Origin of the sequence: Sphingosinithalassobacter sp. CS137 (assembly GCF_014334115.1) — a bacterium.
Classification (GTDB): domain Bacteria; phylum Pseudomonadota; class Alphaproteobacteria; order Sphingomonadales; family Sphingomonadaceae; genus Sphingomonas.
Genome location: NZ_CP060494.1, coordinates 2,606,740 through 2,632,241 on the forward strand (window position 1 = coordinate 2,606,740; position 25,502 = coordinate 2,632,241).

21 protein-coding genes are annotated in these 25,502 nt (G+C 67.7%); 7 read left to right on the forward strand and 14 right to left on the reverse strand.

Annotated features, from left to right (window positions below; all coding sequences use genetic code 11):
* The first annotated feature begins 164 nt into the window (after window positions 1–164).
* Window positions 165–1,439: an alpha/beta hydrolase gene (locus H7V21_RS12930; protein ID WP_188054139.1), complete on the forward strand. Its 1,275-nt coding sequence runs from the start codon at window positions 165–167 to the stop codon at window positions 1,437–1,439.
* Between the two features lie 96 nt (window positions 1,440–1,535).
* Here the strand turns inward: H7V21_RS12930 and H7V21_RS12935 are convergent, their stop codons facing one another.
* Window positions 1,536–2,513 (reverse strand): hypothetical protein, encoded by a 978-nt coding sequence (locus H7V21_RS12935; protein WP_262503866.1) that lies wholly within the window; start codon window positions 2,511–2,513, stop codon window positions 1,536–1,538.
* A 62-nt stretch (window positions 2,514–2,575) separates the two neighbouring features.
* On the reverse strand, window positions 2,576–3,568 hold the full coding sequence (locus H7V21_RS12940) for a LacI family DNA-binding transcriptional regulator (protein WP_188054140.1): 993 nt from the start codon (window positions 3,566–3,568) through the stop codon (window positions 2,576–2,578).
* A gap of 128 nt (window positions 3,569–3,696) precedes the next feature.
* Between H7V21_RS12940 and H7V21_RS12945 the strand changes: the two genes are divergently transcribed.
* From H7V21_RS12945 to H7V21_RS12965, 5 genes are read left to right on the forward strand one after another with little or no spacing between them, the layout of a single operon-like run.
* Window positions 3,697–4,827, forward strand: a complete 1,131-nt coding sequence (locus H7V21_RS12945; protein ID WP_262503867.1) for a cytochrome P450 — start codon at window positions 3,697–3,699, stop codon at window positions 4,825–4,827.
* Complete coding sequence (locus H7V21_RS12950; RefSeq protein WP_188054142.1) at window positions 4,824–5,945, forward strand: CapA family protein; 1,122 nt, start codon at window positions 4,824–4,826, stop codon at window positions 5,943–5,945. Before H7V21_RS12945 ends, H7V21_RS12950 begins: the two co-directional genes overlap by 4 nt.
* A complete protein-coding gene (locus tag H7V21_RS12955) occupies window positions 5,942–6,973 on the forward strand; it encodes a hypothetical protein (protein ID WP_188054143.1) in 1,032 nt (343 codons plus the stop codon). Before H7V21_RS12950 ends, H7V21_RS12955 begins: the two co-directional genes overlap by 4 nt.
* Before the next feature lie 59 nt (window positions 6,974–7,032).
* On the forward strand, window positions 7,033–9,699 hold the full coding sequence (locus H7V21_RS12960) for a TonB-dependent receptor plug domain-containing protein (protein WP_262503868.1): 2,667 nt from the start codon (window positions 7,033–7,035) through the stop codon (window positions 9,697–9,699).
* The gene (locus tag H7V21_RS12965; RefSeq protein ID WP_262503869.1) at window positions 9,699–11,207 is read left to right on the forward strand and encodes a tannase/feruloyl esterase family alpha/beta hydrolase; all 1,509 of its coding nucleotides are present in this window, start codon (window positions 9,699–9,701) and stop codon (window positions 11,205–11,207) included. Before H7V21_RS12960 ends, H7V21_RS12965 begins: the two co-directional genes overlap by 1 nt.
* Before the next feature lie 25 nt (window positions 11,208–11,232).
* Here the strand turns inward: H7V21_RS12965 and H7V21_RS12970 are convergent, their stop codons facing one another.
* Genes H7V21_RS12970 through H7V21_RS12980 form a run of 3 tightly spaced genes read right to left on the reverse strand, consistent with a single transcriptional unit; the run spans window position 11,233 to window position 14,071 of the window.
* Window positions 11,233–12,564 (reverse strand): MFS transporter, encoded by a 1,332-nt coding sequence (locus H7V21_RS12970; RefSeq protein WP_188054144.1) that lies wholly within the window; start codon window positions 12,562–12,564, stop codon window positions 11,233–11,235.
* Between the two features lie 51 nt (window positions 12,565–12,615).
* The gene (locus H7V21_RS12975) at window positions 12,616–13,050 is read right to left on the reverse strand and encodes a MarR family winged helix-turn-helix transcriptional regulator (RefSeq protein ID WP_188054145.1); all 435 of its coding nucleotides are present in this window, start codon (window positions 13,048–13,050) and stop codon (window positions 12,616–12,618) included.
* On the reverse strand, window positions 13,040–14,071 hold the full coding sequence (locus tag H7V21_RS12980; RefSeq protein ID WP_188054146.1) for an aromatic ring-hydroxylating dioxygenase subunit alpha: 1,032 nt from the start codon (window positions 14,069–14,071) through the stop codon (window positions 13,040–13,042). The genes H7V21_RS12975 and H7V21_RS12980 overlap by 11 nt, the downstream gene beginning before the upstream one ends.
* An 83-nt stretch (window positions 14,072–14,154) precedes the next feature.
* On the opposite strand from H7V21_RS12980, the gene H7V21_RS12985 reads away from it, so the two are divergent.
* Entirely contained in the window at window positions 14,155–15,261 is a 1,107-nt protein-coding gene (locus H7V21_RS12985) for a 5-methyltetrahydropteroyltriglutamate--homocysteine S-methyltransferase (RefSeq protein WP_188054147.1), read from the forward strand.
* Between the two features lie 17 nt (window positions 15,262–15,278).
* Here the strand turns inward: H7V21_RS12985 and H7V21_RS12990 are convergent, their stop codons facing one another.
* The 9 genes from H7V21_RS12990 to H7V21_RS13030 are packed head-to-tail and all read right to left on the reverse strand — an operon-like array spanning window position 15,279 to window position 25,501.
* Complete coding sequence (locus tag H7V21_RS12990; RefSeq protein WP_188054148.1) at window positions 15,279–16,436, reverse strand: CaiB/BaiF CoA transferase family protein; 1,158 nt, start codon at window positions 16,434–16,436, stop codon at window positions 15,279–15,281.
* Window positions 16,433–17,365, reverse strand: a complete 933-nt coding sequence (locus H7V21_RS12995) for a hypothetical protein (protein ID WP_188054149.1) — start codon at window positions 17,363–17,365, stop codon at window positions 16,433–16,435. The genes H7V21_RS12990 and H7V21_RS12995 overlap by 4 nt, the downstream gene beginning before the upstream one ends.
* Window positions 17,362–18,393 (reverse strand): TRAP transporter substrate-binding protein DctP, encoded by a 1,032-nt coding sequence (dctP, locus tag H7V21_RS13000; RefSeq protein WP_188054150.1) that lies wholly within the window; start codon window positions 18,391–18,393, stop codon window positions 17,362–17,364. Before dctP ends, H7V21_RS12995 begins: the two co-directional genes overlap by 4 nt.
* Window positions 18,390–19,676, reverse strand: a complete 1,287-nt coding sequence (locus H7V21_RS13005) for a 2-hydroxyacyl-CoA dehydratase subunit D (protein ID WP_188054151.1) — start codon at window positions 19,674–19,676, stop codon at window positions 18,390–18,392. Before H7V21_RS13005 ends, dctP begins: the two co-directional genes overlap by 4 nt.
* Window positions 19,673–21,754, reverse strand: coding sequence for a CaiB/BaiF CoA-transferase family protein (locus H7V21_RS13010; protein WP_262503870.1), 2,082 nt, complete (start codon window positions 21,752–21,754; stop codon window positions 19,673–19,675). The genes H7V21_RS13005 and H7V21_RS13010 overlap by 4 nt, the downstream gene beginning before the upstream one ends.
* Window positions 21,751–22,632 (reverse strand): hypothetical protein, encoded by an 882-nt coding sequence (locus H7V21_RS13015; RefSeq protein WP_188054152.1) that lies wholly within the window; start codon window positions 22,630–22,632, stop codon window positions 21,751–21,753. The genes H7V21_RS13010 and H7V21_RS13015 overlap by 4 nt, the downstream gene beginning before the upstream one ends.
* Window positions 22,633–23,940, reverse strand: a complete 1,308-nt coding sequence (locus tag H7V21_RS13020; protein ID WP_262503871.1) for a TRAP transporter large permease — start codon at window positions 23,938–23,940, stop codon at window positions 22,633–22,635.
* Window positions 23,937–24,389, reverse strand: a complete 453-nt coding sequence (locus H7V21_RS13025; RefSeq protein ID WP_188054153.1) for a TRAP transporter small permease — start codon at window positions 24,387–24,389, stop codon at window positions 23,937–23,939. The genes H7V21_RS13020 and H7V21_RS13025 overlap by 4 nt, the downstream gene beginning before the upstream one ends.
* Window positions 24,386–25,501 carry a CapA family protein gene (locus tag H7V21_RS13030; protein ID WP_188054154.1) on the reverse strand — a complete coding sequence of 372 codons (1,116 nt, stop codon included), beginning with the start codon at window positions 25,499–25,501 and terminating at the stop codon, window positions 24,386–24,388. Before H7V21_RS13030 ends, H7V21_RS13025 begins: the two co-directional genes overlap by 4 nt.
* Window position 25,502: the final 1 nt, after the last annotated feature.

A 25,502-nucleotide genomic window follows, 5' to 3' on the forward strand; every position in this document is an offset into this window, starting at 1 on the left:
CTGCCTCTCCTAGGTTTGTTATGACGTATAGCTTATGTGTGACCTTTTGCAAGCGCATAGCGCCCTGCCGCCGCGAACTTGCAGATTGTTTCGGCGCAAAACAATATTGAAAGCGTTTTCAGAGTGCGTATCACCTCCTCAAACATTCGGAAGGAGAGGATCGGATGCGCACCCTGTGGATCTGCGCGGCGGCGGCGGTGGCCCTTGGCGCTCCGCCCGTCACTCCGCCGTCGGCTGCGCAGGGCGCGCCCGGCGGCACGCTGCCCGGCGGGGCGCAGTGGCATGCGGAGGTGCCCGCGAACTGGAACGGTACGCTGCTGCTGTACAGCCGGGGCTATTCTCCGAATGTCGGCGCGCCCGCCGCCGCCCCGGAAGCGCATCGCGAGGCGCTGCTCGACGCCGGCTATGCACTGGCTGGATCGGATTATGGCGCGGGTGGCTGGGCGCTCGAACAGGCCGTACCGGCGCAGCGCGCGACGGTGACGGCGTTTGCGGAACGCCACGGGAAACCGCAACGCGTGATCGGCTGGGGCTTCTCGATGGGCGGGCTCGTTACCACGGCGCTAGCCGAACAGCGCGATCCGGTGATCGACGGCGGCGTCGCGATGTGCGCGTCGATCGGCGGCGCGGTGGGAATGATGAACATGGCGCTCGACGGCGCCTATGCCTTTCGCACGCTGATCGCGCCTGATTCGGACATTCGCATCGTTGATATCGACGACGACCGGGCCAACGCCGCGCGCGTGGCGGCCGCGCTGGCGCGCGCGATGGAAACGCACGAGGGCCGCGCGCGGGTGGCGCTGGCCGGCGTCCTCGCGGGAATTCCCGGTTGGACCAGCGCGGACCTGCCCGAGCCGGGTGCGCAGGATTACGCGGCGCGGGTGCGGGAGATCGCCAGGAGCTTCGTGATGGGCGTGTTCCTGCCGCGAGTCGATCAGGAGCGGCGTGCGGGCGGCGTCTTTTCCTGGAATCGCGGTATCGATTATCGCACGCAGCTGGCCCGATCGGAGCGGCGGGCGCTGGTGGAGGTGCTCTATCGCGAGGCGGGGCTGGATCTCGACGCCGATCTCGCGACGCTGAACGCCGGGCCGCGCGTAACGGCGCAGCCGGGGGCAGTGCGCTACATGATGGCCAACTACACTCCAGATGCGCGCCCGCGGGTGCCGCTCGTCGCGGTCCAGCTGATCGGAGACGGACTCACTTCGCCTTCGCTCCAGCGCGGCTATGCCGAGGCGGCGGCGGGACGCGGCGACGTGCAGAGCCTGTGGGGGCGCGGCGCCGGCCATTGCCGGTTCGACACGGCAACGGTGATCTCGGCGATCCGTTTCGTCCATGCGCGGCTGTCGAGCGGCGAATGGGGCGCACGGCCCGATGGCTTCGTCGATCACACGCCGCCGCCGATGCTGCGTCCCTGCGTTCGAGGCGGACGCTGCCGCTAGGCGCACGCGAGTCGCTCCCTCTTCCGCTCGCGGCGGGAGAGGGAGGCGCATAGCGCGAAAGGCGTGCGGGCGGTTGGCGGAGTGCCGACGCGCGCGTCAGAACCCCTTGCGCTCGATCGTCCAGGTCGGGCTCGCGCACAGGCCGCACTCCGGGCCTACGAAGGTCTTCGCCGCATCGACATCGCCGCGCAGCTGCCATTCGAGCCAGTCGACCGAGAATTGCGCGACATCGCCGCCGTTGGGCTGGCGGAAGGTGCCGCCGTGCCCGACGTCCCCGGTCACCAGTGCGGCCGGCACATGCGTGATCCGGGCATAGTCGTCGCTGCCGTTCGGCCAGGCGACGTCGCCTTCGCCGCCAAGCACATAGAGCACCGGCGTGTGCAGCGTCTCCAGCAGCGACTTGTCGACCGTGATTCCGGCGATCGGATTCGTTCCGTCGGTGAACACGCCGCTGTTGTGGACGATCACCGTCTTCACGCGCGGATCGCCGGCGACCTGAAGGGCCTGAAGACCGCCACAGCTGTGGCCGGCGACGGCGACATTGCCGGTATCGATCCGCCCCTCGAACGGGCTGCCGGCGCGGCTGTTTTCGCGAATCGCCCAGTCGATACCGCCGCGCACGTCCTCGGCGGTCGTGGCGACGCCGGGAAGCGTGCCGGTCGCCGGGTCGGGCCGGCGCGGTGGCGGCGGTGCGGCCGCGCGCGGGCCGCTGAGGATCGCGCCCGGCGCCACGACCAGATAGCCGTGCGAGGCGATCTCCGCGAGGTGGAAGCGCGCGCTGGCGCCATTTGCGACGCAGCCGCCATTCCCCCAGACGAGCACGGGCAGCCTGGTGCCGCCAAGCGCATCGAGCGCCGCGGGGCGATAGACGACATGGTCGGAAAGGTTCGGCACCACTTCCATCACGGCTGGATAGGGGCCGGTGCCCGGCGTGTCCGGAAGTGCGTTATAGGCCGCCCGGCTCGCCGCTTCACGCTCGGCGAGCTGCGCGATCCCCGGCGCGTCCGGCGCGACCTGCGCCAGCGCGGTGCCGCTCAGCAGAAGCGACGAAACCAGCAGAACTCCGAACCGCATCAATCCTCTCCCGCGTTGTTATGCGGGAAAGCTATCTCAGCGCCGGGTTGATGAAAAGGCTTTCATGCACTTTCGCGTGCGATCACGCGGAATCCGACGTCGATCCGCGTCTCGATCTGCTCGCCGGCGGCGCGCGCGCGCAGCACGCGCATCACTTCGCGTGCGATCCGTGCGCCGTCGATATCGACCGAGGTGATCGTGGGACGCATGTCGCCCGCCAGGCGCAGATTGCCAAAGCCGGTCACGGCGAGCTGGTCGGGCACGCGGATGCCGGCCGCCTGCGCCTCCACGATCACCCCCTGCGCGATCCAATCGGACCCGCAGACGACGACGTCGGGCATTTCGGGCAGGTCGGCGAGACCGCGATAGCAGAGCCGGCCCTGCCCGAAATGGCTGGGAACGTTGACGTCCAGGCGCGTCGGCTCGGGTCCGCCGTCATAGACCCAGCGCGTGACGAAGCCACTCGCGCGCCGTTCGGAGCGAGTCGAGCGCGGTACCACCAGATGCGGCCGCCGATAGCCGCGCTGGCGCAGGAAGCGCGCCATCTCCTCGCCGGCCGCGCGGTGCGAAAAGCCGATCGCGACGTCGATGGGATCCTCGGGCAGGCCCCAGGTCTCGATCGTGGTGATCCCTGCCGAGCGCAGCCGCTCGCGCGTCGCTGAATCCGATACGATGCCCGTAAGGATGATCGCGTCGACTCGTCGGGCAAGCGCCATGTTGATCTCGCGCACCAGCCGGGGATTGTCCGGTCCGGTGAGCGCCAGCATCACGCCGTTGCCGTCGGTCGCCAGCTCCTCGATCATCGCCTCGACCGTGTCGTTGAAGATCGACTGGGCGATATCGGGCACCAGCGCAGCGATCAGCCGCGTGCGGCTGCTCGCGAGCGCGCCGGCGGCGAGATTCTGGACATAGCCGGTCTCCTCGATCGCCCGACGGATTCGGGCGCCGGTGGCGGCGGCGACAATTTCGGGAGTGTTGAGGAAGCGCGAGACGGTGGCGGCGGAAACCCCCGCTCTCGCCGCAACCTCGTTCAGCCTCGGAGCGCGTCCAGCCATGTGCTTTCATGTCCCGTTTCGCGGCAAAATGCAAAAGCCTCTTGAAAGCGCTTACATTACTCCGTACCCAAAATGCTATGTCGCATGACTTCGACCCGCTTCAGCCTGAAAGTTTCGATAGCCCGCAGGTGGTCTATGCCGAACTCCGCGCGCGCTGCCCGGTGGCGCACAGCGACGCCTGGGGCGGGTTCTGGGCGCTGATGAAACATGCCGACGTCGCCGCCGCGGCGGCCGACTGGCGCACCTTCATCACGTCGCGGCAGAATGTCATTCCCAAGGTCGCCTTTACCGGCCGGCGTCCGCCGCTGCACCTCGATCCGCCCGAGCACACGCCCTATCGCCGCGCGATTGCTCCGCTGCTGACCGAGCACCGCGTCGCGCGGCTCGAACCGGTGGTGCGGCGACTGTGCCGGGAACTGCTGTCGCCGTTGGTGGCCCGGGGCAGTGGCGACATTGTGGCGGATTTTTCGGCGCACATGCCGATCGGAGTGTTCGCCCATTGGATGAACCTGCCGCAGGAGGCGGTCGACGAACTTACGCGCGTCGGCCAGCGCTACAACATCGCGGTCCAGTCGAACGACATCGAGGCAACCAAGGAATCCAGCCTCGTCCTCTATGATATGGCGCGTGCGATCGTCGCGGATCGCAAGGCGGTTCCGATGCCCGTCGAGGAGGATGTGACCAGCGCATTGCTCGCGGTGCGGGTCGACGGAGAGCCGCTTCCGGACGAGATGATTGTGGGGACGATCCGGCAGGTGCTCGTCGTCGGCATCATCGCTCCGAGCGTGCTGATCGGCTCGATCGCCGTTCATCTCGGCCGCGACCGGGCGCTGCAGGACCGGCTGCGCGGCGATCGCACCCTGGTGCCCGCCGCGATCGACGAGTTCCTGCGGCTCTACACGCCGTATCGCGGCTTCGCGCGTACTGCCGTATGCGACGTGACGCTCCGCGACCGGACGATTCCCGCGGGCGAGCCGATCGCGCTCGTCTATGCCTCGGCCAATCGCGATGCCGAGGTGTTCGAGGCGGCCGACGAGTTCCGGCTCGACCGCCCGAACATGAAGGATTCGCTGGCATTCGGGCGCGGCCCGCATGCCTGTGTCGGCGCGGCGCTGGCGCGGCTCGAGCTTGAAGTCGCGCTAGATGAGCTTCTTGCCGCCGCACCCGGTTTCGCGCTTGCCGGGGAGCCGAAGCCGACGCGGTTTCCGGAGATCGGAGCGCTTTCGGTGCCGGTCCGCTTTGAGGGAGGTGCGGCATGACGCACGTCTTCCTGGCCGCGGGCGATCTTGCTCCCGATCGCGACGATTACGACGAGAGCTATGCGGCGACGCGCGGCGTGCTGCAGGCCGCGGACATCGCCTTCGCGCAGCTCGAGACGAGCTTTGCCGAGCGCGGCGTTCGCTTGCCGCAGGCGCGCCACGCGGTGCTCGCCCGTCCCGACGGCGCCGATGCGCTGGCGCGTGCCGGGTTCGACGTGATTTCGATGGCGGGCAATCATGTGCTCGACTGGGGCAATGATGCCTTCTTCGAGACCAGGGCGAACCTCGAGCGCGCCGGCATCCATGTGGTCGGCGCGGGCGCAAACATCGCCGAGGCGCGGCGGCCGGTGCGGATCACGCTGGGCGACGGGACGCGCGTTGCGATTCTCGCCTATTCGAGCATCCTGCCGCACAGCTATTGGGCCGACGAACGGCGCCCGGGCTGCGCGCCGATGCGGGCCTTCACCGTCTACGAGCAGATCGAACATGACCAGCCCGGCACGCCTGCTCGCATCCATAGCTATCCGCACCGCGAGGATCTCGCGGCGCTGGAGGCCGACATCCGCGCCGCCAAGGCCGACGCCGACCTGGTGTTCGTGTCGCTCCACTGGGGCATCCATTTCGTCCGTGCGAGCATTGCCGACTATCAGCGCGATGTGGCGCGGGCGGCAGTCGCGGCAGGCGCCGACGCGATCCTGGGCGGCCATGCGCATATCCTGAAGGGGTGCGAGCTGATCGATGGCAAGCCTGTCTTCTACTCGCTGTGCAATTTCGCGACCGACCTGAAGATGGATCCGGCCCATGCGGCGTCGAAGAGCTTCAACGAGATTCGCGTGCTCGCCGAGGAATGGGAGCCCGATTTCGAGAGCCTCTACAATTTCCCCAAGGCGTCGCGCCTGTCGATGGTCGCGCGGTTCGAGATCGCCGGAGGGCGGATCGTCCGCTCAGGATTCCTGCCGCTCTACATCGACCGCGATGCCATTCCCCGCTTCGTCGAGCGCGGCAGCGACCGGCACGCCGAAGTGGTCGATTACATGACGGCGGTGACCGGAGAGGCGGGTCTCAACGCCCGCTACCGCGTGGAGGAGGACATGGTGGTGCTGGAGGAAGCGGCATGAACGGCAAGGCATCCGCATTCCCGATCGAGGGCTATGTCGCTCTCTATCTGCTGGCGTATCTGCCTAACGTCATCATCACCAAGCTGGTGACGAGCACGCCGCATGCGGGGCTGGGGCGGCCGCTGACGGGGCTGGAGACGCTGCCCGCCTCGCTGATCATCAGTACCGTGCTCACCTATCTGTTCATCTGGTGGTCCGGCTGGCACCGCGACGCCAATGGAGTGCAGGTGGCGGGCGCGCGAATCCCGATTCCGACGCGCTATACCTTCCTGTCGGGGATCGGCACCGCGATGGTGCTGTTCACGGTGCCGCTGTCGTTCACGTTCGAGGGCGTCAGCATCCCGTTCATCCAGCTGCTGATGCGCGGCGACATCCTGATCATCGCGCCGCTGGTCGATATCGCCTTCGGTCGCAAGGTACGCTGGTGGAGTTGGACCGCGCTGGTGATGGTGCTGGCGGCGCTGGCGATCGCGATCGGCGACCGCGGGGGATTCAACCTGCCGCCGCTCGCGATCCTGACGGTGGTTCTCTACACCATCGGCTACTTCATCCGCCTCGCGGTGATGACCAAGGTGTCGAAGAGCGGCGATCCCGCCTCGGTGCGCAAATATTTCGTCGAGGAAAAGGTGTTCGCGCTGCCGCTGTCGGTGGCGATGCTCGCGGCGATTTCGGCGGTCGGCTTCGGCGACCAGTCGGGCCAGCTCGGCTGGGGCTTCGTCAGCGTCTGGACCGATCCGGTGATCCTGCCGCTGTTCGGTATCGGCTTCACCCTCACGGTCGTCTCGGTGTTCGCCATCATCATCCTGCTCGACCCGCGCGAAAACGCCTATTGCGTGCCGCTCGAGCGCGCCGCGAGCCTGATCGCGGGCGTCGGCGGCGCGCTGATCCTCGCCTGGGTCTGGGGCCTGCCGCATCCGCGCACCGGCGAACTGATCGGCGCGGGCATCCTGATCGTCGCCATCGCCCTGCTCTCGCTGGCGCCGCGCCTTTCGCAGCGCGCGCGCGCGGCACGGGCGGAGAGCGTCTGAACAACTCATCATCAAGGCACGAAGCGCGGGCAACACGCGCCAGCAAAGTGGAGGGGAATATGAAGCATTTCGACGGACAGCGCCGGGCCACACTGCTCGGCCGCAGCGCATGGGGAGCGATCGCCCTCATGCTCGGAACACCGGCGGCGGCGCAGACGGCCGAGCCGGAGACCGCACAAGAGCGCCCGACCGACACGGCGGGCGATCCGGGCGCCGACGCGCCACAGGAAATCGTCGTCACCGGCAGCCGTATCCGCGGCATCGAGCCGACTGGTTCGAACGTCATCGCGCTCGACCAGGAGCGGATCGAGGAGGAGCCGGTCAATTCGACCAACGACCTGCTGCGCCGCGTGCCGCAGGTGGTTTCGCTCGGCGCCAATCGCGCCGGCGGCCTCGCGCAGAACGGTGCGGCGAACGCGACGCGCGGCGCGGGCATCAACCTGCGGGGCTTGAGCACCAACGCCACGCTGCTGCTCTATGACGGCCGCCGCTTTCCACCGCAGGGCACGCAGGGGCAGTTCACCGACCCCTCGGTGATCCCATCGATCGCGCTGGCCCGCGTCGAAGTGGTCGCCGACGGCGCCTCGGCGATCTATGGCTCGGACGCGGTGGCGGGCGTGGTGAACTTCATCCTGCGCAAGGATTTCACCGGCTTCGAGGCGCGAGCGCGTTACGGCTTCACCGACGGCGACTATGACGAGAAGCAGATCGCCGCGATCGGCGGCGTTCAGTGGAACGGCGGCTATGCGACGCTGGCCGCGGAGTACACCGACTTTTCGACGCTCTACGGTCGCGAACTCGATTTCTACCGCACCGACAACCGCGATCGCGGCGGGCGCGACCTCCGCTCGAACTTCTGCAATCCCGGGACGATCACCGTTGGTGGCACCAGCTATGCGATTCCCGAAGGGGGCGTGACTCCGGCTACCGCGGGCGCGCTGGTCCCGGGCACGCGCAACCTGTGCGACTATACCGACAACACGGCGGTGATCCCCGAGCAGGAGCGGTTGAGCTTCGTCGGCAACATCAGCCAGGAAGTGACCGACGGCATCCGGCTCTTCGCCAACGGCTTCTGGTCGCACCGCGAAGGCGTGATCCCGACGGAGGGGACGTTCACCGCCACGGTGCCGTCTACCAATCCCTTTTTCGTGTCGCCGGTGGCGGGCGCCAGCTCGGTGCTGGTCAGCTATTCGCTTACGCCCGAGATCGGCTATCTCGAGAATCCCTATTACGCCGAATCCTACAATGTGGTCGGCGGCGTCGAGGCGGACCTGTTCTTCGGTTTCCGCGCGACCGCCTATTACGCCTATGGCGAATCGGACGAAGTCGCGCAGCGCACCCGGGGGATCAGCGCCGGCGCGATCGCCGCGGCGCTGGCCGACACCAATCCGGCCACCGCGCTCAACGTGTTCGGTGGCCCGAACAATCCGGCGACGCTGGAGGCGATCACCGATCGCGCCTTCTATATTACCGGGCGCACCCGGCTGGAAGTCGCCAACGTGACGATGGACGGTTCGCTGTTCGACATTCCCGGGGGCGCCGTGCGGCTCGCCGTGGGCGGCGAGCATCGCGTCGAATATACCTATACCGATCTCGCCATCGGCAGCTCGGCCGCGCTGATGCACGTGACCGACGATGGCTCTCGCAACGTCGACGCGGTCTTCGGCGAACTGTTCGTGCCGATCGTGGGGGCGGGCAACGCCTCTCCGGGGCTTGAGCGGCTCTCGCTGTCGGCGGCGCTCCGGTACGAGAATTACAGCGACTTCGGCGACACGACCAATCCCAAGATCGGGCTGACGTACGAGCCATGGCTGGGGCTGCGGCTGAAGGGCACCTATGGCACCTCGTTCCGCGCGCCGACCTTCACCGAAGTTTCGACCGTCGGCGGCGGCGCGGGCCTCTACTTCGATACCCTTCCGGGCGCATCGGGCAATCAGATCGGCATCGGCATCGCGGGCGGCAATCCCGATCTACGCCCAGAAACCGCCGAGACATGGTCGTTCGGCGTCGAAGCCGCGCCGCTGGTGTTGCCGGGGCTGAATGCCAGCGTCAACTACTTCCGGATCGATTATACCGACCAGATCCAGGCGCTGCGTGGCACGCCGGGGCTGCTGACCAACCCGCTCTACGCCGACTTCGTGCAGTTCAATCCGACCGCTGCCGAGATCGACGCGCTGATCAATTCAGGACTGCCGATCAATGCGCCGATCAACCCGGCACAGGTGACCTTCATCGCCGACGGGCGCCGCCAGAACCTGGGCACGTCCCTGCTGCGCGGTCTCGATTTCTCGCTCGCCTATGCGTGGGAATGGGGCGGCGTGAACCTCGATGCCGGTATCCAGGGCACCTATATCCTCGACTATCTGTTCGAGGCGGTGCCGGGCGCGGGCTATACCGACGTGCTCGACGATTATGGCTTTACCCAGAAATTCCGGTCGCAGGCGAGCGTCGGTGCGCGCTGGGAATCGCTGCGCGGACGGCTGACGTGGAATCACCTGCCCGGCTACGACAATGTCACCGTCACGCCGGTGCAGGAGATCGGCAACTACGACACGTTCGATCTGTTCCTGGGCTATGACGTGACTCGGCTCCTGTCGCTGTCGGTCGACGTGCGCAACCTGTTCGACGAGGATCCTCCCTTCGTCGACACCACCAACGGCTATGACCCGCAGGCGTCGAACCCATTGCCGCGCCTCATTTCGGTCAGTGCATCGGTGAAGTTCTGATGTTCTTCGGCATGATGACGGCGGCCGCTTGCGCGGCGCTGGCCGGGCAGCATCCGGACGGCGTCGTCGTGTCGGATGCGACGCTCGTCCAGCCCGCGCCGACCTGGATGCCCGTGACCCAGAGCTTCTATCGGCCGCTGCCGGTGCAGGTGCCGCTGTGCAGGGTGGAAGGGGCGATCGAAGGAAATATCGGCTTCGAGCTGTGGCTGCCGGTCGAATGGAACGGCCGGTTGCTGGGCGCGGGAGTGGGCGGCGATGCGGGGATCTACAACTATCTCGACATGAGCCGCCGCGTCGGAGAGGGCTTCGCCACCGTCACCACCGATTCCGGGCACAAGGCGACTCAGGCGCGGTGGATGGCCGACACCAAGGCGCGCGTCGACTATGAACATCGCGCGGTGCATCTGACGGCGGTCGCCGCCAAGCGACTGGCCGAGCGCTACTACGGCCGGGCGCCCGATCGCAGCTATTTCACCGGCTGTTCGGGCGGCGGTCGCCAGGCGCTGAAGGAGATGCAGACCTATCCGGGCGACTATGACGGCGTGCTCGCGGGCGCGCCGGGGCCCTATATGCCGCTTCAGTCGGTACGGATGCTGTGGTTCGCGCTTCAGCAGGCGCGGCAGCCGGAGGCGGCGCTGAGCGACGACGACTGGTCGCTCTACGAACACCGCGTGACTGAAACATGCGACGCCAGCGACGGCGTGCGCGACGGGATCATCGAAAATCCGATGGCGTGCAGTTTCGACACCGCGACTCTGCTCTGCCGGCCGGGCCAGACCGAGGGGTGCCTGACCGCGCCCAGGTTGGCGATGCTGAATGCCATCATCGCGCCAATGCCCGACGAAAGCGGCATGCCGATGGACGGAGGGCTCTTTCCCGGTGTTCGCACCCGTCCCGGGCCGCCGTCGCCGCTGCTGCGGGCGATGTGGGCCGATGGCGTTTACGACGATCCCAATTGGGATGCGGAGACGTTCCGGCGCACCGCCGATCTCGCCGCCGCCAACCGCATGATGCCCGAACTGCGCGCCGACCGCGTGTCGATCGGTTCGTTCCTGGCGCGCGGGGGCAAGGCGATCCTCTATCAGGGCTGGGCCGATCCCTCGACCAACGCGGGGCCGACGATCGATTACTACGAGTCGCTCGTTCATGCGCAGGGCGGGCTCGACCGGCTCGACGATTCGGTGCGGCTGTTCCTGGTGCCGGGCATGTATCATTGCCGCGGCGGACCGGGCGCCGACATGTTCGGCGGTTCGGGACACATGAGCTGGCCGGGCGATCGCTCGCGCGATATGCTTTGGGCGCTGATCGACTGGGTCGAGCGAGACGAGGCGCCGCAGCGCGTGACCGCGACCAAGATTGTCGACGGGACCGGAGCATTCAGCCGGGCGCTGTGTCCCTTTCCGCAATCCGCCCGCTATGACGGGCAGGGGCCGACCGACAGCGCCTCCTCTTATTCCTGCGTCGCTGACCCACTGCTCGCCCAGTCGCTGGCCGACGCCGGCGACTGAGCCGCCGACGGGAGCGGGAGGCGGTTCAGGCCGCCCGCTCCTCCGGCTGTCGCCAGCCACGCAGCCCGAACAGCGCGATCGCCGCGACGGTCGAGCCCAGCGCCATCAGGATCGCGACGGTCTGCAGCCCGTATCCGGCCGCGAACAGGAAGCCGGCGAGCGCCGGCGCCAGCGCCGATCCTCCGCGCCCGATCCCGATGATGAAGCCGGTCGCGGTGGCGCGCGTGCCGGTGGGGAAGGACTGGGCGATCAGCGCGTAGAGGCCGACGACGCCCGCATTGGTCGCAAAGCCCGCGATGGCGGCCACCGCCGACAGGCCGGTGAGATCGCTCTGCCCCCGGCCGAACAGGATGACGAGCGCGGTCGAGGCCAGCATCGCCGCGATGGTGAGCGCCAGCACGCGGATCCGGGCGGTGAGCAGCCCCAGCAGCAGCGATCCGCTCGCGCCGCCGACGCTAGCCCATACCAGCACCCCGGCCGCGGACGAGGGGACGAAGCCCATGTCGACGACGATCTTCGGAATCCATTTCAGGATGAAGTAAAAGGTCATGATGTGCGCGAGATAGGCGAGCGTCAGCAAGATCGTGGCGCGCGCGAGCGCGGTAGAGAACAGCGCCCCGACCGGTGTCTTGCGCGTTTCCGTCTCGCTGGCTGGGGGCAGTGATTCGACAGGCGGATGCCCCATCCGGCCGAGTGTCCGGTTGATCCGTGCGAGCGCGTCGGGAGGGCGCTTGTGCATGAGGAACGCGATCGATTCGGGTGCGCACCAGAGCACCAGCGGCACGAAGATCGCGCTGGCGACCGCGCCGAACACGAACACCGCCCGCCAGTCGAAATAGGCGAGCAGCACGGCGGAGATCATCCCGCCGATGATCGTGCCGACCGGATAACCTCCCGCCATCAGCACGACGGCGAGGGAGCGCCGCCTGTCGTTCGCCGCCTCGGCGACCGCGGCATTGGTGGCGGCCAGCATGCCGCCGATGCCGAGCCCGGTGAGCACGCGCCACGCGGAAAGGATAGTGACTCCGTCAGCGGTCGCGGCGCCCAGCATCCCGCCCGTCATCAGTGCGAGGCAGCCGAGGATCGTCGCGCGCCGGCCGACCCGGTCGGCGACGCCGCCCAGCACGACCGAGCCGATCGCCATTCCGACGAGTTCCATCGACAGGACGATGCCGAGCGCGGCGCGGTCGATCCCCCATTCGGCGGCGATGCCGGGCGAGGCGAAGCTGATCGACAGCACGTCGAATCCGTCGAGTGCGTTGAGGCCGATCATCGTTGCGACGACGCCCCATTGAAAGCGCGACATCGGTTCGCGATGGATCAGCGTGCGCGGATCGGTGGCCAACTTCCCCTCCATATTCTTGTCCAGCAAATGTGCGGGACTTTGTTATGAAAGGCAACAAAATCGTCAGCGATAGATGCGCGCCAGCAGTGCGTGCAGCTGGACCAGCTCGTCCGAGGTGAATCGTGCCGCGAGCCACGCTTCGTGTGCGGCGATAGCCGCGCGGCTCCGCTCGAGCAGTCGCGCTCCGTCCGCTGTCAGCTGGAACGCGATGCGCCGCCGATCAGGCTGCGAGGAAGCGGTGCGTGCGAGCAGCCCGCGCTTCTCGAGGCCGTGGACGAGCGCCATCGTGGTCGCACGGTCCGTATCGAGTGCGCGCGCCAGATCGGTCTGCGCAAGCCCGGGGTGATTGCCCGCGAGCCATAGCACCGACACCTGCTTCTGCGTCAGCCCCAGCTCGGCAAAATGGTCGGTGAAATGACGTTGCACCGCGCCATGCGCGCGGCGGATTCGCAGCCCGAGGATCGAGTCGAGTTCGCCGAGCGTGACTTCAGATGCCATCGCCGCCTTCGGCCGCGATCAGCTTGCGGATGATCTGGCGTGCGCGCACGCTGCCCTGATCGACGGAAAAGCCGCGCAGCTTGAGGCCAGGGTTTGCATCGATCGAGCGTTGCTGGGCTTCGAGCACGTCCACATCCTCATCGAACACATGGCCCTGCTGCGCCTTGAACCGCGCGGTGAAGCCGGCATCGTCGATATCGAAGTTTCGCGCCATGCCCCAGAAATAATGGGTGCTGATTTCGCTTTCCGGGGTCATCGCATCGATCACGAATCCCCGGACTCCGGCATCATGCGCGTCGATCGTCGCTCCGGCTTCGACGGGAGCAACGCCCACGTCGATAAGCACCGACGATGGCGCGACGAACTGGCACACCTGCCAACGGTCGACCGGCCCGGCCGAGCGCAGCGCGTCGCGCCAGAAGGGCGGCGGTTCGATACCCGGCATCCAGCGCCGCACGAAGACATCCTCTCCGCGTACTTCCGTCTCGATGGGACTTTCCAGGATCTCGTGCTGGCCGATCGAGCCCTGATGGACATAGGTTTCGTGGCTGAGGTCCATCAGATTGTCGATCACCAGCCGATAGTCGCAGGCGATGTGGCTGTAGCCGCCGTCGAAGGTCCAGCCGGGCGCGCTGCACGGCCAGAAATCCGGGACGAGATCGGGGTTGGCGCGCGCGGGGTCGCCGATCCATACCCAGATGAAGCGGTGCCGCTCGACCACCGGGTAAAGCTGCGCGCGCACCGCTCGGGGCACGCGCTCGCTCTTGACCGGCATCTCCTCGGCGCATCCGTCGGCACCGAGCAGCAGCCCGTGGTAGCGGCAGCGGATCGAATCGCCTTCCTTATAGCCCATCGACAGCGGCAGCAGGCGGTGGGGGCAGGCATCGCGCATCGCCACGACGCTGCGGTCGAGCTTGCGGTACAGCATCACCGGTTCGCCGCAGATGGTGCGTGCGATCGGTTTGCGATCGACTTCCGAATCCCATGCCGCGACGTACCAGCGATTGGCTATCCAGGTCATTGCTCTCTCCTGATCCGCCCTGTTATGCAGGTGCGACAATATTGTATGTCTTACATACATTTCGGACGCAAGGAGAGTATAGGATGACCACCGCCCCGTTCCGTGCCGACCATGTCGGCAGTTTCCTGCGTCCCAAGGCGCTGCTCGACGCGCGCGAGGCGTTTCGTGCAGATTCGATCGATGCCGGTGCGCTGCGCGCGGTGGAGGACGATGCGATCCGAGGGGTCGTCAAGTTCCAGGAGGAGCTGGGGCTGCAGGGCATCACCGATGGCGAGTTTCGCCGCACCTATTTCCACACCGATTTCCTGCTTCAGCTGGACGGCGTGGAGGAGGCGGGCGGAACGCAGGTGAAGTTCCACCAGCATGGCGGCACCGAGCTGGAATATGCGCCGCCTGTGATGAAGATCGCGGGAAAGATCGCACATGTCCGCGATATCCAGCGCGCGGATTTCGAGTTTCTGGCGAGCTGCACCACTCGCACGCCCAAGGTGACGATCCCCTCGCCGACGATGCTGCACTTCCGTGGCGGACGCGAAGCGATCGACGCGACGGCCTATCCCGACCTCGACGAATTCTACACCGATCTCTCGGCGGCATATCGTGCGGAAATCGCCAGCCTGGCCGATGCCGGCTGCCGCTATCTCCAGCTTGACGACACCAATCTCGCCTATCTGTGCGACGACACCCAGCGCGAGAACGCCCGAAAGCGCGGCATGGACCCGGACGAGCTGCCGCGGCTCTACGCCCGGATCATCAACGACGCCATTCGCGACCGACCCGAGGACATGAAGGTCTGCGTCCACCTGTGCCGCGGCAATTATCGCTCGTCCTGGGCGGCCGAAGGCGGCTACGAGCCCGTTGCCGAAGTGCTGTTCAACGAACTGAACATCGACGGCTATTTCCTTGAATATGACGATCCGCGCTCGGGCGACTTCGCGCCGCTGCGCCACTTGCCCAAGGGTAAGACGGTGGTGCTGGGGCTGGTCACGACGAAGCTCGGCGAGCTCGAATCGCCGGACGACGTTCGCCGCCGGATCGACGAGGCGGCGAACTACGCGCCGCTCGACCAGCTGGCGCTCTCGCCGCAGTGCGGCTTCTCCTCGACGGTGCATGGCAACGACATCGCAGTCGAGCAGCAGGCCGCGAAGCTGCGGCTGGTGATCGACGTGGCGAACTCTGTCTGGGGCTGAGGGTGGTTGCGCGCGGCTTAGTCGCCGCGCGCCAGCCACTCCAGGATTTCCTCGCGATGCTCGTCCAGCCGGGGAGGAACCGCGCCGGAAGTCGCCGCGACTGGGCGCATGCGAAAGCCCGGGCCGGGGATCGTGAGTCGCGCCCCGTCCGTGCCGTTGGAAAGGTCGAGCTCCAGCATCGCTTCCGCGCTGGCGAGGTCGGAGGCTTCGTCGACGCGGCGCACCATGCCGCAGGGAATCCCCTGCGCGCTCATGCTGCGCTCCCAGTCGGCGGCGTCGCGCTTCGCGAATTCGGCCGCGAGTTCGGCATGCAGCGCATTGAAGTTCGCCCGCTGTGCCTCGGGCGTCGCATAGCGTGGATCGTCGAGCCAATCCTCCCGCGAAAGCTCCCGCGCGAGTGTCGCGAATTGGCGCGGCTGGACCACGCCCAGCGAAATCTGCCGGCCGTCGCCCGCCGTGAACAGCGATGCGGTGGGCAGTCCGCTATAGCCGGTATTGCCCATTCGGCGCATCGGCGTGCCGGTGGCCAGATAGGGCGTCAGGGCCGAGGTCATGAACGCCAGGCTCGCATCGAGCATCGACACGTCGATATAGCCGCCGCCACCGCCGTTCGCGCGCCGGAGCAGCGCCGAAAGGATCGCGATCGCGGCGGTCTGCCCGGTGAGCGTGTCGACGATCGGGAAGCCGACGCGCATCGGCGGGTCCCCTTCGTCGCCGCTCAGCATCATCATGCCGCTGGTCGCCTGGACGATATTGTCGATCGCTGGCCAGTCGCGATACGGCCCGTCCTGGCCATAGCCCGACACCGAGCAGAAGATGATCTGCGGGTTGTACGCGCGCACCGTTTCATAGGCGAAGCCCAGCCGGGCGATCACGCCGGGCCGGAAATTCTCGAGCAGCACGTCGGATCGCTCGATGATGCCGCGCGCGATTGCCTGGTCCTCGGAATTCTTCAGGTCGAGCGCGATCGATTTCTTGCCAGCATTCGCCGCGATGAACGCCGCGCTGAGGCCTTCGCCGCTCGGATCGGCGCCATAGCTGCGGAAATTGTCGCCTGCGCGCGACTCGATCTTGATCACCTCCGCGCCCATCAGGCTCAGCAGGTGCGAGGCATAGGGGCCCGCCATCACATGGCTGAAATCGGCCACGCGGATGCCGGCGAGTGGCTGCGTCATGGAAACTCCGGAAACTGCTTGCGCTGGACGCTCCAGCCATGGGTTGTGCACAGGCGACAATCCTCGCCGACGAACCATGCGCCAGCCTGGCTGTCGTGTTTCAGCTGCCAGTCGAGCCAGGCGCTGCCGACCCGTGCCCAGTCGCCGCCGCTCGCCAGCCAGAAAGTGCCCATATGGCCGATCGGCAGATTGCCGAGGAATACCGGAACATGGTCGATCCGCTCGAAGTCGTCGATTGCGTTGGGGTAGGCGATATCCTCGGGCCCGCCGATAATATAGGCGACCGGCGTGTGCAGCCGGGCAAGGTCGGCCTTGCGGATGGTGACGCCGCTGCGCCCGCTGCCCGGACGTTCGTACACGCCGCTGGCGAAGGCGACGACAGTGTCGATGCGCGGATCGGCGCCCGCCGCCAGCGCCTGCAAACCGCCGCAGCTGTGGCCCATCACTGCGATGCGATCGCTATCGACCCGGCCGTACAGCGGGTCGGCCGGGGTGGCATTGGCCCGTTCGGCCCAGTCGATCGCGGCGAGCAGCTGCGCGACGCTCGTCTCGTCGGGCGTACGCTCGGCGGGAGTGGGAACGCGCGTCGGCATCGGCGCGATTTCCTGCGCCACCGGCAGCTCGCGGCGCGGTGCGCCGTTGGCGACGACGATATAGCCGTGGCTGGCGATTTCGCGCAGGAAATGGCTCGCGCTCAGGCCATTGTCGCGGCACGCGCCATTACCCCAGAGCACGAGCGGCAGCCGCGCATTCGGCAGCGTGGCGGGACGATAGAGGGTGTACCCGGCCGCGTCGGCGCGCGCTTCGGCGATCGCAGGATAGAACCCCGAACCGGCGGGCGCGCCGATTGGACCTGGGCCGGCCGGATCGGCGGACTGCGCCTGTGCGGGCGCCGCGAGCAGCGCGAGGCCAAGGGTCAACGCTTTCATGTGGGACTCCTGCAGCTGATCTGATTGCGGCCGCGCACGCTGGCGCGGGCGGTGCGGAATGCGTGCGTCGCATCGATCCCGACATCGCGAAGCGCGCGGGCGTTCTGCTCGGCGTCCTCGAGATAGAGCCGGTCGAACCGATGCTGTTCGGCATCGGAGAACGTGGTGGTGCGGATGTTCTGCCGGCGCGCTTCGGCGAGCCCGCGCTCGGTGGCGGCCTGCACTTCCTCCGTGAGCGCATTTTCCCACACCGGGATCGACTCGGTGAGGATCGCGCGCTCCGCTTCGGTCAGCAGATTCCAGCGGTCCAGCCCCATCGCCCGGGAGGGATAGGCGCCGCGCGGGATCGCGAGCGTTGCGTAATAGTCCGCAACTTCGGCGAAGTGGAGCGCGGAGAAAGTGTCGGGCGGGGCGATCACCCCGTCGATCACGCCCTTCGCCAGTGCCGAATAGACGTCGCCCATCGGCATGTTGACCGCATCGACCCCCAGCCGGTCGAGCACGCTCAGCAATTCGGTTGGCGCGCGGATGCGCAGCCCCTGGAGATCGTCGAGTGTGCGTACCGGCCTGTCGCGGGTGACGATCCCCGGCAGCGCGCCGCCCTGAACCGCGAGCAGCTTCAGGCCATGCAGCTCGCGCGCGACCTGCGGTTCGGCGGCGTCGATGCAGCGATAAAGTTGCAACTGCGCGTCGATGCTGTCGGCGCCGCTGTAGAAACCCGTCTGAATGCGCAGGAAATGGCTGCCGCCGCGCGCATAGATCGGCGTGATGAGGCCGATATCGGCAACGCCGTGGCGCAGTTCCTCCATCGACATGTCCGAAGAGAGGAGTCCGCCGGACCAAATCGGGCGAATGCGCAGCGTGCCGCCCGAGCGCGCCTCGACGAATTCGATCCAGCGCTGGTCCGCACGGCTGAACGGGTGCCCGGGCGAATAGGGGGTGGCATAGATAAGCTCGGTCGTGCCCGGCGGCAGCGGGCGTTCGCAACCGGCGAGCAGGATCGCGAGGAGAAGTGCGACCAATCTCATGCCAGCCCCTTCTCCCGCAGGAAATCCGCGACGAGCCCGACCATGTGATCGTGGTTCCAGTTCTTGGCGTCGACCATGTCGGCGTCGAGCGAGAGCACCGGCATTCCCGACGCCTTCAGCGATTCGGCAGTGATCTTGGTGCCCGACTGCGAGAGGCGATTGTCGGGCGGCAGCAGCACCAGCGCGGCATCGATCCCGCAGCGTTCGGCTTCGCTCGTCATCCATTCGTTCATCCAGGGCGGCAGGTGCAGCACTTCGTTCATCGAACAGATGCGGCTGGCGAGCGCGTCCATGGGCCGCCCCTGCACGTCGCGGATATATTGCGGGCCGGCGAACGGCAGGTACATCGACCAGACGAATACCGCGCCGAGCCGCTCCTCCAGCGCCTGATAGAAGCCGGGATCGTGCCACACGCCGGCGCCGATCCACATCAGCCGAATCTTCTCGTTGGTCGCCGCGCCCAGCCCTTGGTCGATCCGCTCGCGCACTTCGTCGCGGAATCGCTTCGCGTGCGCGACCGCCCAGTCGCTGCCGCGATGCCATTGCGGAATCATCGTGTTGGGCATCTGCTCGGCGATCGAGACGGGGCAGGGACGGGCGGTGCCGATCGCCTGCGCAGCTTCCCACAGATAGCCTTCCTGCTCATTGATCCGCTCCATCAGATGGTGGAGCTTCTCCTCTTCGAAGCGGCGGTCGGTGCGGTTTTCCAGCAGCGCGATCAGGTCGCGCATCTCGCGCACCAGCAGCGCGATCCGATCGGGATCATAAACGTCGCGCCACTGCCGGTTCGAATGCTTGAACCACAGCGGATCCTTCTTCGGCCAGGCGGGCGCCTCAAGTGGGAAGAAGTCGGTGCCCATCGCATCGGCCCATTGGCCGAAGACGTGCTGGATACAGTCGCAGGTGAGCCGCGCGACCAGCACCGTCGGCGTCGGCAGCCCGCCCCAAGGCGCGGTGGCGGGATCATTGGCGAGCGTGCAGGCAAAGCCCAGTGAACAATATTTACAGCTGTTCTCAGGATAGCCGTGATCGGCGAGCACCTGGAAATAGCGGCCCGACAGTTGCTTGGCCGAGATATAGGCCGACCACCACTGGTTGGTGATGATCGGAATGTCCATCACATGGAAGATCTCGTGCGGCGTGTCCGCCTGGACGATGGCGAAGGGCTCGCCTTCCTCGACCACGCGCCGGCGCAGATCGGCGCCGAACCGCTTCTGATAGGCGTTCGCCTCGGCGGTGCAGGTCAGCGTCTTGCGGCTGCGCTGTCCGGTGGCCGTGCTCATTCGAATACTCCTGATTCCCGCATCGCCTGCACCCGCTCGGGCGACAGGCCGCACATGCTGCGTGCGATTTCCAGCGCATGCTCACCCATCGCAGGCGCGCGGAACGGCGCGACGCGGTCGCGCGAGAGGCGCAGCGGCGTCGCGATATGGCCGAACGGGCCGAGCAGCGGATGGTCGAGCGTCACCAGCGCCGCGCGGTCGGCAAGCTGCGGGTCGCGCTCGATCAAATCCTCGGCGTCCTGCACCACCCCAGCCGCGATTCCGGCGGCCTGAAGCTCGGCGGCGATCGCGTGATCCTCGCGCGCCGCGCACCAGCGTGCGATGTCGGGGCCGGTGATTGCCTCCAGCTTCGCGCGATCGGCTTCGTCGAACAGGCTGATCGCCACCCAGCGATCCTCGCCCGCGGCGGCGAACACATCCTGAAAGAAGATGGCGGGATCGGCGTTTCCGGCGCGCTGCGGGCGCTCGCCGCGCTTCGCGGCAGCGAGATAGTCGCGCATCTGCTGAACGCAGATTTCGTACATCGCAGCATCGATATGGCAGCCGCGCCCGGAGTCGCGCCGATGTTGGAGCGCGGCAGCGACATTGGCGGCCATCACGAAGGGGACGATCACGTCGCCGTACGGGACCGCGCCGGGGATCACCGGGTCGCCGTCGGCATGGCCGGTCAGGAAGGTGCGGCCCGAAAGCGCGCCGCCGGTGCCGTCCACGCCCCATTCCTGCGCCAGTGGGCCGGTCTGGCCATAGACGCTGCCCGAAACCATCACGATGCCCGGATTGCGCGCGGCGAGGCTGTCATAATCGAGGCCGAGCTTGGCCATCGTGCCGGGCGAGAAATTCTCGACCACCACATCGGCCCAGTCGATCAGCGGGTCGAGGATCTCGCGTGCGCCCGGCGCCTTCATGTTGAGCGACAGGCTGCGCTTCGAACTGTTGAGATGCGCGAACCAGGGCTTGTCGTCGAGATTGCCTACCTGCGAGGCCGAAACCTGCACGTCGAGCCGCGACAGATCGGGGCGGGTGCGCGTCTCCACCTTCACCACATCGGCGCCGAGGTCGCCCAGCGTCTTGGTGGTGATCGATCCGACCAGCGCCCAGGCGAAATCGAGCACGCGCACCCCCGACAGCGGGCCGGGCCGCTCGCCGGTGTGTACCGCAGGTGCCTCGGCAGGCGCGCCCTCGCGCAGCACTGCGAACCGTTCGGGCAGGCCCGAGGGCGTGTCGAGGAAGCCGCGCGTGGCCAGATGCGGGTCGGCGAGCACGTCGGCGGGTTCGTTGACGACACAGGAGTTGATCCCGCGCCGACGGCCTTCGGTCGCGATCTCCGCTTTGGTGCGCGTGGCGAAGAAGGCGGCGATCGCGGCTTCCCATTCGGCACGCGTTTCGGCCGGCAGGGTAGAGCGGTTGTAGTTCAGCCAATCGGTACCGCGCAGCGGGTTCGTGACGCCAACCTCGTCCATCCAGTCCGACAGCGCCTGGTTGGCGGGCGCGCCCAGGCGGCCGGTCATCAGCGAATGGAAGCACCAGCCGTCGGCGAGCGTCCAGATGGCGCGCACGGTGGCCTTGCCATAGGCGAGGGCGCCGCCGACGCGGTGCAGCTTGCGCCGGTCGAACTGCCAGACGAGCACGCCGTTGACGTTGCGGCTGAACGCGACCTGCTGGATCGAAACATCGACATGCTGGCCCTTGCCATGGGTGCCGCGCGCATAATGCGCCGCCATGGCTCCGGCTGCGGCGACCATGTCGGCATGGAAGGTGCAGGCGTCGCCCGCTTCCTTGACCGGCGACCGCCCGGGTTCGCCGGTCACGCGCAGCGTGCCGCCCATCGCCGAGGCGACCAGCTCGCCGCCGCGCCAGTCGCTGCGGGGACCATCGGAACCGAAGGGCGTGACCGAGACGTGGACCGCAGCCTCCGGAATCGCTTCGGCGACGTTCGCGCGACCGAGATCGTCGATCACGAACGACGCACCCTCGATCGGCCCGCCCAGCTCGGCGCCGAGCGAAGCCAGCATCCGCGCGAGCGGGCGATCGGCCATGCCGCCGAGTACGGCGATTCGGTGTCCGGCGAGCGGCTTCATGCGCTAATCCCCGCGAGAAAGCCGCCGATTTCTTCCGGTGCGCCGTCCTTCGCAGTCCAGCCGCGACGGGTGAGCACCAGCGTGGGTATCTCCGCATCGGCCAGGGTGGCGCGGGCAGCTGGCACACTCCAGACTCTCGCCTCGTCTTCCTCGGTATACCAGAGCACTGCGGCTTTCGCGTCGATCCGGCGCGCATCGGCGGCGATCCTCGCCGCGCTGTCGGTAAAGCCGCGCTGGTCGTCGGGACGCTGGTGGAGCTGGCGGCCGATCGCGGCGGCAGGGTCTCCGGTAGCTTCGGCGACACGGGGACCCGGATCGCGCCACAGATCTGCGAGCGTCGCGCCGAATGCCGCGAAGCCGGCTGTCTCGACGGCCAGGTGCAGTCGCCGGTCGGGCGGCGGCGTGCCTGCGATCAGGCAAGCCGGCGCGGAGGTTTCGACAAGCTCGGCGCCGCGCTCCATGTTGGTAGCGACGATTCCCGCTTCGAGCGCGGCGTCGCTCACGGCGAAGCGGTCGGCGAGCTTTCGGAGTGCGGCGATGCTGTGGTCGGCGCTGCTCGTGCGCGGCACCTTGGCGATGTCGAGCAGGATCGGCGCGGGACCGCCCATCGCGCCACTGCGCTGCAACTCGCAGAGATAATAATAGAGCCGCTGCGCCGAATCATCGACGCGGCTGAACACCACTGCCTCGAGATGGTCATAGGCGCCCTCGGCCCAGCGTTCGAGGATCGAGCGTGTCCAGGGTGCGAACTTGCTTTCGAGCCAGCGGTCGGCACGCGGCGTGGCGCGCGAGACGTCCCATTCCAGCGGCCCGTTATAGCGGCCGGTGGCGGCGAACAGGTCGTGCGGGAGGCAGGGGCCTATGCTGGCGATCATCATCTAGTGTCCGATCCAGCCCGGCAGCCAGAGCACCAGCGCCGGGAAGAGAATGAGCAGGAGAAGGTGGAGGAAGTCGCTCGCCAGGAACGGCAGCACGCCCTTGAAGATGCGGTTGATCGACACGTCCTTGGCGACGCCCTGAATGACATAGAGGTTCATGCCGAGCGGCGGATGGACGAAGCCGATCTCCATCGCGCGGGTGATGAAGATGCCGAACCAGATGGGCGACATGCCCGCCGCGCCGACGATCGGCAGCAGGATCGGCGTGGTGAGCAGCATCAGCGCGAGCCCGTCGAGCACCGAACCGAGCAGCAGCAGGAACGCCGCGATCAGCAGCAAGGTGCCGAACGAGCCGAGGTTGAGCGCCGTGACCGCTTCGCCCAGCGCGTCGGGCAGTCCGGTGACGCTGACGAACACCGAGAAGATCAGCGCGCCGATGATCACCAGCAGGATCAGTCCGCTCGTCTCCAGCGTGCGCTCGAACGCCTCGCGCAGCATTGCGCGGCTGAGGCGCCTGCGCAGCGCGGCGATCGCGAGCGCGCCCGCAGCGCCGACCGCCGCCGCCTCGGCCGGGCTGACGACGCCGACCGCGATGCCGCCGATAACGAGCAGGATCAGGAGCAGCATGTCCCATATCCGGGCCAGCGAGCGCCAGCGCTCGCCCCAGGTTGCGCGCTCGCTCGTCGGTCCGGTCTCCGGCTTCAGCCGCACGACCAGCCAGATGACGAGCATGTACAGCAGCATCTGGGTGATGCCGGGCACGATCGCGGCGGTGAACAGCGTCCCGATGGACTGTTCGGCGATGATGCCGAACACGATCAGCGCGCCCGACGGCGGAATCATCTGCCCCAGCGTGCCGCCCGCGGCCACCGATCCGGTGGCGAGCGTGTCGGCATAGCCGCGCTTGCGCATCTCGGGTAGCGCGACCATGCCCACCGTGGCGGCGGTGGCGAGGCTCGACCCGTTGATCGCGCCGAAACCTGCGCAGCCTCCGACTGCGGCATAGGCAAGCCCTCCGCGCCGATGCCCGACGAACTTGGCCGCCGCGTCGAACAGGTCGCGACTGGCGTTCGCGGCGAAGAAGATCTGCGCCATCAGCAGGAACAGCGGCAGCGTGCCGAGTTCGTAGCGCGTGAGCGTCTCGACGACGATGACGCCGGACTTGATCAGCGCGGGCTCGACCCCCAGCACCAGCATCAGCCCGCCGAGGCCGACGAGCCCCAGCGCCACGCCGATCCGCACGCCCGCCAACAGGAGCGCGAGGAGGATCAGTACACCGACAAGACCGGTTCCGGCGCTCGCTATCACCGGCCACGACCCCGAAGCGCTTGGCGCAGCGCGAGCAGCGTCACCGCGGCGAGGCACAGATTGGCGAAAAGCCGCAGCCAGCGCCACGGCACGCCGACCAGCTCGCTCATTTCATGGGCGGCCCACAGGTCGAGCGCCAGCCAGCCCGAGCCGCCGAGCAGGCAGGCGAAGAACAGGGCGGTGAGCAGGTCGGAAGCGCGTTCGGCGCCCGCGCGGCGCCAGCCGCCGAGCCGATCGACCATCAGCCGCACGCGCGCGTGGCGATCGGCAAGCGTGGCAACGACCAGCGCGATTCCGCCAGCGACGAGGACGGCAGCCTGGATCAGCTCAATCGATCCGCGCACCGGCATGCCGAGCTGACGTCCGACCACCGCGAGCGTATCGATCGCGGTCGCGGCAAGCAGCGCGCCGCCGCCACCCCAGATGAGGCACGAGCGCAGAAGAGTCACGCCGCCTCCCGAACGGTGCCGTCGTCGCCGATCACGACCGGGGGCAAGCCCGCCGTGACCGTGATCGCCTCGAGATAACGGGCGATCTCGGCGCCGCTCCGACGGTCGGCGAGGACCGGCCGACCGGGCGCCTCGACATGGACCGGCACCACGCCTGCCTTGATCCGGCCATCGGACAGCAGCGAGAGTCTTCCGATGAACGCGTTCACCGCCTCGGGATGGAAGGGAGCGAGCGTGTAGGCCGGATCGGGTTCGAAGCCGAACAGCTTCTTGCGCCGCTCGGCCCATTCGGCCCTTGCCGGATGGTCCTGTCCGGGGCTGAGCGCCGACGTCACGACGCACCCGTTGCCGAGGCCGTGGAAGATCGGGCGGTCCCGATGAAATTCGATTCCGCGCACGATATGGGCGTGATGGCCGAGCACCGCGTCCGCGCCCGCCTCGATCGCGGCATGCGCCAGCGGGCGCTCATAGGGCGCAAGGCGCGCGGGAACATGGACCAGCCCCTTGTGCAGCGCGACGAGCACCCAGTCCGCGTCGCGGCGTATGTGCGCGATGTCCTCGCGCAGCATCTCGAACGCTTCGTCAGCGGCGCGATCCAGCGGCGCGGCAGGCGCAATCGGCGAACCATCCGCAGTGTCGACGCGCAGATACGCGGAGCCCGCCTTTGCGGGACCGGCCCAGCCGATCCGCGGGCCGACGCAATTATAGCTGAGCAGCGCAATGCGTCGCCCGCCGCGCTGAACGAAGGCGGCGCGCCGTGCGGTGGCGAGATCGGCCCCGGCCCCCGCATGCGCGATCCCAAGCGTGTCGAGCCGGTCGATCGTGTCCGCGATTCCCTCCGGCCCGCAATCGGCGATGTGATTGCCGGCGAGGCTCAGCATGCCGAACCCCGCCTGTGCGATCGCGTCCAGGTTCTCGGGAGGAGCGCCCGGGGCAGGGACGTCACCCTTCATTTCGGCTCCGCGCCGGGTGTGCGGCACTTCGAGGTGGCCGAGTGCGAGATCGGCAGCGCGAAGCGCCGGAGCGATCCCCGACAGCCAGTGGCCGGCGTCCGGTTCGTCTAGAACCAGATCGCCAGTCACCAGCAGTTCGAGATCGCCCCCGGCAGTCATC

Bases quoted from the DNA above. Each gene is read 5' to 3' on its own strand.
- H7V21_RS12930 (WP_188054139.1), top strand. From the start codon at position 165: ATGCGCACCCTGTGGATCTGCGCGGCGGCGGCGGTGGCCCTTGGCGCT.
- H7V21_RS12935 (WP_262503866.1), bottom strand. From the start codon at position 2,513: ATGCGGTTCGGAGTTCTGCTGGTTTCGTCGCTTCTGCTGAGCGGCACC.
- H7V21_RS12940 (WP_188054140.1), bottom strand. From the start codon at position 3,568: ATGGCTGGACGCGCTCCGAGGCTGAACGAGGTTGCGGCGAGAGCGGGG.
- H7V21_RS12950 (WP_188054142.1), top strand. From the start codon at position 4,824: ATGACGCACGTCTTCCTGGCCGCGGGCGATCTTGCTCCCGATCGCGAC.
- H7V21_RS12955 (WP_188054143.1), top strand. From the start codon at position 5,942: ATGAACGGCAAGGCATCCGCATTCCCGATCGAGGGCTATGTCGCTCTC.
- H7V21_RS12960 (WP_262503868.1), top strand. From the start codon at position 7,033: ATGAAGCATTTCGACGGACAGCGCCGGGCCACACTGCTCGGCCGCAGC.
- H7V21_RS12965 (WP_262503869.1), top strand. From the start codon at position 9,699: ATGTTCTTCGGCATGATGACGGCGGCCGCTTGCGCGGCGCTGGCCGGG.
- H7V21_RS12970 (WP_188054144.1), bottom strand. From the start codon at position 12,564: ATGGAGGGGAAGTTGGCCACCGATCCGCGCACGCTGATCCATCGCGAA.
- H7V21_RS12975 (WP_188054145.1), bottom strand. From the start codon at position 13,050: ATGGCATCTGAAGTCACGCTCGGCGAACTCGACTCGATCCTCGGGCTG.
- H7V21_RS12980 (WP_188054146.1), bottom strand. From the start codon at position 14,071: ATGACCTGGATAGCCAATCGCTGGTACGTCGCGGCATGGGATTCGGAA.
- H7V21_RS12985 (WP_188054147.1), top strand. From the start codon at position 14,155: ATGACCACCGCCCCGTTCCGTGCCGACCATGTCGGCAGTTTCCTGCGT.
- H7V21_RS12990 (WP_188054148.1), bottom strand. From the start codon at position 16,436: ATGACGCAGCCACTCGCCGGCATCCGCGTGGCCGATTTCAGCCATGTG.
- H7V21_RS12995 (WP_188054149.1), bottom strand. From the start codon at position 17,365: ATGAAAGCGTTGACCCTTGGCCTCGCGCTGCTCGCGGCGCCCGCACAG.
- dctP (WP_188054150.1), bottom strand. From the start codon at position 18,393: ATGAGATTGGTCGCACTTCTCCTCGCGATCCTGCTCGCCGGTTGCGAA.
- H7V21_RS13005 (WP_188054151.1), bottom strand. From the start codon at position 19,676: ATGAGCACGGCCACCGGACAGCGCAGCCGCAAGACGCTGACCTGCACC.
- H7V21_RS13010 (WP_262503870.1), bottom strand. From the start codon at position 21,754: ATGAAGCCGCTCGCCGGACACCGAATCGCCGTACTCGGCGGCATGGCC.
- H7V21_RS13015 (WP_188054152.1), bottom strand. From the start codon at position 22,632: ATGATGATCGCCAGCATAGGCCCCTGCCTCCCGCACGACCTGTTCGCC.
- H7V21_RS13030 (WP_188054154.1), bottom strand. From the start codon at position 25,501: ATGACTGCCGGGGGCGATCTCGAACTGCTGGTGACTGGCGATCTGGTT.